This window comes from Halomonas sp. MES3-P3E (genome assembly GCF_002836035.1).
Taxonomy (GTDB): Bacteria; Pseudomonadota; Gammaproteobacteria; order Pseudomonadales; family Halomonadaceae; genus Vreelandella; species Vreelandella arctica.
Genome location: NZ_PJBT01000131.1, coordinates 1 through 601 on the forward strand (window position 1 = coordinate 1; position 601 = coordinate 601).

1 protein-coding gene is annotated in these 601 nt (G+C 64.9%); it reads right to left on the bottom strand.

Going from position 1 to position 601, the window contains the following annotated elements:
• On the bottom strand, positions 1-601 hold a 601-nt coding region (istA, locus tag CXF87_RS12275), incomplete at both ends, for an IS21 family transposase (RefSeq protein ID WP_157826538.1).

Sequence of the window (601 nt, forward strand, 5' to 3'; positions counted from 1 at the left end):
TGCCGGTCGGTCGAGGGCATCGAACAGGCTTTGACGACTCTCTGTCCGTCCTTGGAACGGGCGCTGGTTCAGCGCTGGTAACAACGCGGCGATGGCGGCGTTCAACTCGGCCAGAGAGAAGAACGTCTGGTGCCGTAACCGGGCCAGGATCCAGCGCTCGACCAACAGCACGGCGGCTTCAGCCTTTGCCTTGTCCTTGGGCTTGTAGGGACGCGCGGGCAGCACCGCCGTCTGATAGTGAGCAGCCAGTTCAGCGTAAGTCTCGTTGATCTTCGGGGTGTAACGGTCCGCCTTGGTGACCGCTGCCTTGAGGTTGTCCGGAACCAGCAGTGCCGGCACCCCGCCGAAGAACGTCAGCATCCGTTGGTGGGAGGCGATCCAGTCCGGCAGGCTCTGGCTCCCGGTGGCCTCGGCGAAGGTGTAGCTGGAGGCGCCAAGCACGGCGACAAAGACCTGGGCCTGACGCATCTCTCCGGTGCTCCGGTCCACCACCGGCACGGTCGGTCCGCAGTAATCGATAAAGACCTTCTCGCCGGCCCGGTGAACCTGGCGCATGCTGCGCCGTTGCCGCCCCCGCCAGAGCCGGTAGTGGTGGCAGAAT